The sequence below is a fragment of the Methylobacterium sp. CCH5-D2 genome (genome assembly GCF_001556475.1).
Taxonomy (GTDB): Bacteria; Pseudomonadota; Alphaproteobacteria; order Rhizobiales; family Beijerinckiaceae; genus Methylobacterium; species Methylobacterium hispanicum.
Genome location: NZ_LSIX01000874.1, coordinates 1 through 3900, shown reverse-complemented (window position 1 = coordinate 3900; position 3900 = coordinate 1). Strand labels below are relative to the sequence as shown.

The window sequence follows — 3900 nt, the reverse complement described above, 5'->3', positions numbered from 1 at the left end:
GTGCCGACGAGCTACCATCTCGCGGTCGTGCACGACGACGCGGCGCAGGGCATCACCCACGTGGTCCGCGGGCAGGATCTCGAGGCGGCGACCGACCTGCACGTCCTGCTGCAGCGCCTGCTCGGCCTGCCGAGCCCGCGCTACCACCATCACGGCCTGATCCGGGACACCGACGGGGGCAAGCTCGCCAAGTCGCGCGGCTCCACCGCGCTCGCCGACCTGCGGGCTCAGGGCGTCGCGGCCGCCGCGCTGCGCGTGTCGCTCGGCTTCCCCGCGGCCTGAAGGGCGGCCTGGCCGGCGCGCTGGTCCGTGGTCCTCGCCGCGGCCTCCTCCGGCCGACGCGCCGGCAGGGAGAGGATCACGCGGGTGCCCTGGGGCGCGGCCGGAACCCAGTCCAGCCCGGCGCGGAGCTGGCGCGCCAGCATCCGCACGATGGTCGTGCCGAAGGCGGTCCCCTCCGGCGCGGTCCCCTCCGGCGCGGTCGCCGGCATGCCGGGCCCGTCGTCCGCCACCTCGACGATCTCCCGGTCGCCGTCCCGGCCGAGGCGCACCGTGAGCCGGCCGGGCCGGGCTGGGAAGGCGTGCTTGAGCGCGTTCGTGACGAGTTCGTTGACGATCAGCGCCACGGGCGCCGCCGCCTCGGCGGGCAGGCGCAGCGGCGCGAGATCGAGCGTCACCGCCACGTCCGGCCGCCCGGCGGCGCCCAGGAGGTCCGCCACGATGTCGGCGACGACGTCGGCGATCGCCACCTGGGCGACGTCGTCCGACTGGTGCAGCCGCCGGTGCAGGGTCCCCAGCGTCTCGATCCGCCGGAGCGTCGCCGCGAGCGTCTCGCGCGCGGCCCCGGCCGGGACGCCCGACATCTGCGTCGCCACCAGGGCGGCGATCATCTGCAGCGTGTTCTTCACCCGGTGATCGACCTCGTGCAGGAGCGTGGTCCGAGCCTGGAGGTCGTGCAGGCGCTCCGTGATGTCGGTCTGGGTGGCGACGAAGTACTGCACGCTGCCGGCCCCGCCGAAGACCGGACTGATCGCGAGGGCGTTCCAGAACGGGGTGCCGTCCTTGCGGTAGTTCAGGATGTCGAGGCCGATGTCGCGGCCCGCGCGCAGGGCGTGCCCGATGCGCGCGGCCGCGTCCGGATCGGTGCCCGCGCCCTGCAGGAAGCGGCAGTTGCGCCCCTCGACCTCGCTGCGCGCGTAACCGGTGAGGCGCAGGAAGGCGTCGTTGGCGAAGACGATCGGGTTGTCGAGGCGGTGCGGGTCGGTGATCGTCATCGGCAGGCGCGCGGCCTGCATGGCCGCCGCGAAGGGAAGGGCCGCAGGCTCGGGTGTCGGCTGCCCTCCGTCGGGGGCGTCGGGCCGCGTCATGCGGTCGTCCAGTGCTGCGATCGGTCGGGCACCGCGGAACCGCGCGCGCCGGAACGGATCATTCCCGAGGCACGGGGCCTGTCAATTACCTGTGCTAGCCGTACAGGGGGCGAACTGCCTAGGAAGACGAAACTTGTGCGCCTGTCCGCAATCTTCGGATGATATCGTCCGGCTGATACACCTTTAGGGTGTAGTGATCTCCGGGCCGGCGGATTCCCGGCCCACTCCTACCGCACCGCCGTCTCGCGCTGGGCGAGCGCGGTCGCGGTCTTGCCCTTCTGCATCTCGGCCTCGATCTGGTCGCGCTGGCGCTTGAACTCGGCGAGCAGGCGGCCGTCGAGCTCGCGCCCGCGCGGCACGCGGATCTTCATCGGATCGACGAAGTGGCCGTTGATGATCACCTCGTAGTGCAGGTGCGCGCCGGTCGAGAGGCCGGTGGAGCCGACATAGCCGATGACCTGCCCCTGCCGCACCCGCGTGCCCGCGCTGACGCCGCGGCCGAACCGCGACATGTGGTTGTAGGTGGTGACGTAGCCGTTGAGGTGCTGGATCTCGACGCGCCGCCCGTAGCCCGAATCCCACTCGGCCTTGATCACCGTGCCGTTGCCGGCCGCCACGATCGGCGTGCCGATCGGGTTCGACCAGTCGACGCCCGTGTGGAGCTTGGCGTAGCCGAGCACCGGGTGACGCCGGTAGCCGAAGCCGGAGCGCATGATGCCGTCCGCGATGGGCTTGCGGATCAGGAACTTCTTCAGCGAGCGGCCCTGCTCGTCGAGGTAGTCGATCGCGCCGTCGTCGGGGGACTGGAAGCGGTAGATCTTGCGCGCCTCGCCGCCGAGGTTGAGCGCGGCGTAGAGGAGGTCGGGCCGCTCGGGGCTCTGTCCGGCATCCTCGTCGTAGGTGTAGAACACGTCGAGGCTGTCGCCGCCGCCGATCCGGCGCTGGAAGTCGAGGTCGTAGCTGAACACCCGGACGATGTCCTCGACGGTGGCGCGCGGCAGCTCGTGGCGCGCGGCCGTCTCGTAGAGGCTCTGGTAGAGCCTCGGGCCGGTGCCGTCGTCCTCCTCGTCCTCGCTCGCCTCCGCCTGGGCCTGCGGCTTGCGCGAGGGCGTATCCTCCCGCGGGGGCGCGACGGAGACGAAGGCCGCCCGGTCGTTGATCGCCGCGATCCCCTCGATTCCGTTCTCCCCGTAGAGAACGACGCGGGTCACCTGCCGTGGATCGGCCGGCCGGGCGCCCGGGGCGATCTGCACCCGCAGGCGCTGTCCTTCGGTGAGGGCGCCGACGCGGGGCCGGCCCCCGAGCGCCGTGACGACGCCGCGGATCTGCTCGTCGCTGGCGAAACCCGTGGCGCGCAGGGCAGCTTCCAGGGTCTCGCCGCGGCCGAGCGCGAGGTCACGCTCCTCCACGAGGGGCGCCTCGCCCGTGCGCAGTTCCGTTTTGGCGAGCTTCGTCACGTTCTCGGGCACGACCAGCACCTCGATCGCCCGGAACGGGTTCCCGTCGCGGCCGGGCACGGCCGCGTCGGCCGCCGGCGTGCTGGGCTGCAAGGTGCGCGAGAGCAGGATCTGGGGCGCGATCGGGATCGCGGCGCGGCGGCCCGCCTCTGCGGCGGCGCGGCGCTCCTCCTCGACCTGCGCGGTGACGGCGTCGTCCCCGAGGGCCGGCGCGTTCGGATCGACCGGCGCCTCCGCGAGGATGCGTTTGACCACCGTGACTTCGGCGCCGGGCGCGTCGGCGGCGCTCGGCTCGCTCGCCCGGTCGGCGGGCTCGTCGGAGACGAACTTCGTCGGGTCGAAGGGCGGGATGTCGCTGGCGTAGAGCCCGACGCTCTGCGACAGACCCGCGGTGAGGCGGACGAACGGCTTGGCCTTGATGATCTCCCGATCGCCGAGCTTCACCGTGACGGGCGCGCGGTAGCTCTGCTTGGCCGAGGCGATCATCACGCTGCGGACCAGCCGGTCGCCCTTGCGCGCGACGTTGGTGCCGCCCTCGCTCGCCTGGGGCCGCTGGCTCACCGTCGCGATCTCGGGGATCGCCGCGAAGGAGGCCTCGCCCTGGAGCGAGACGTGCAGCGCCGCGAAGATCAGGCCCGCGCCGGAAAGCCCCGTGAGCGCGCTGGCGCAGAGCCACCGGAGGTTCACGGCGCGCCGGTCGATGCGCGACGCCTCCGGGCCGAGGAGGTCGAGCGGCGGATCGAATCCCTGACCGGACGCCGCTGCGCCGGTCACACCGATCTTCACGCGGTCACGCGTCACGCGAACGATCCCCTGAATGGGCCGAGAAGAATGCGAAGCAGCCACCCCGGGCGCGTCGCGACCGTCGCGGCGGCTGCTCGTATCCTGACCATGTCGAGTGCCAGCGTGTCGAGATTGAGGCCCGAGGGTGCGCCTTCCACGAGCGAACGTGGCTTGATTCGCGAGGGGTCGCGTTGGCGCCCGTCACAGGCCTGTTGCAGGTTTTTCGCGTGTTCGTCGTATCGGGTGTTGACGGGGCGGCTGGGCTTGCGTAGACAGCGCTCATCGGCGCCGGC

The 3900-nt window shown here is 72.4% G+C and carries 4 protein-coding genes; 1 reads left to right on the top strand and 3 read right to left on the bottom strand.

Annotated features, from left to right (window positions below):
- On the top strand, positions 1-282 hold a 282-nt coding region (locus AX737_RS23285; RefSeq protein ID WP_245293495.1), incomplete at its 5' end, for a glutamate--tRNA ligase family protein.
- Here AX737_RS23285 and AX737_RS23280 read toward each other — a convergent pair.
- From AX737_RS23280 to AX737_RS34775, 3 genes are all read right to left on the bottom strand, one after another.
- Positions 228-1367, bottom strand: coding sequence for a PAS domain-containing protein (locus tag AX737_RS23280; RefSeq protein ID WP_066925455.1), 1140 nt, complete (start codon positions 1365-1367; stop codon positions 228-230). The genes AX737_RS23285 and AX737_RS23280 overlap by 55 nt on opposite strands.
- Before the next feature lie 227 nt (positions 1368-1594).
- Positions 1595-3625, bottom strand: a complete 2031-nt coding sequence (locus tag AX737_RS23275; RefSeq protein ID WP_066925452.1) for a M23 family metallopeptidase — start codon at positions 3623-3625, stop codon at positions 1595-1597.
- Positions 3622-3900 (bottom strand): hypothetical protein (locus AX737_RS34775; RefSeq protein WP_197430695.1); only part of this gene is annotated, 279 nt, incomplete at its 5' end. The genes AX737_RS34775 and AX737_RS23275, both read right to left, overlap by 4 nt.

Coding starts and splice junctions, on each gene's coding strand:
- AX737_RS23280 (WP_066925455.1), bottom strand. CDS start 1,367: ATGACGCGGCCCGACGCCCCCGACGGAGGGCAGCCGACACCCGAGCCT.